General features: G+C 64.1%; 1 protein-coding gene. It reads right to left on the bottom strand.

All coding sequences use genetic code 11. The annotated features are described in order from the left end of the window. Positions 1 to 16: 16 nt before the first annotated feature. Entirely contained in the window at positions 17 to 421 is a 405-nt protein-coding gene (locus tag ACTIMO_RS17225) for a Lar family restriction alleviation protein (RefSeq protein WP_345850143.1), read from the bottom strand. Positions 422 to 568 lie beyond the last annotated feature (147 nt).

The following is a 568-nucleotide window of genomic DNA, read 5'->3' as shown; positions in this document are numbered from 1 at the left end:
GCATGGGCGGTTATGATCATGCCGACACCTGCGGAGCTGCGGGGAGCGGACGCCAGTGGGTGGGCATGAAGGCCGACACCATGCCGTCCATTTCGAACATGACCCACCGGTCGGCGCTCTCCCACGGGATGCCAGCGGTATTTTCATAGTACCCTACCGAAACCGGTAGTTCGGCACGCGCGCAGTAAAGCTGGACTAGCGTCCCATCCTCCGGCGCAGTCTCGATAGACTGCCAGCCATCGGCGCGGGTGTTCCAGGCGGTTATAGCCCGGTCTTCGGCGCTAGGCATGTTGAGTGGGCCATGGAACTGGCTTCCCGCCGCCGCACCGCAGTCGATGCAGACCGCGCGTCGTCCATCGCGCACATGATTCGTGATCGCCCTTCCATCACAGAACGGGCACCGCTTGAGTTCGTCGGTCACGCGAGCCTCCGTGCGATTGCTTTCGCATCCTGCCCCGTCGCCTCGACCAGCAGATCGCAGTAGATCTGCCGCGCGTTGAGGTACGCCGCCTCAGCGTCGTGGAAGGCCTGGTCGCCGGTTAATGGGCTCGCCGCGAGCGCGTTGAAC

The sequence above is a fragment of the Arthrobacter sp. CP30 genome (assembly GCF_053470025.1).
This window is presented reverse-complemented; position numbering and strand designations above follow the sequence as displayed.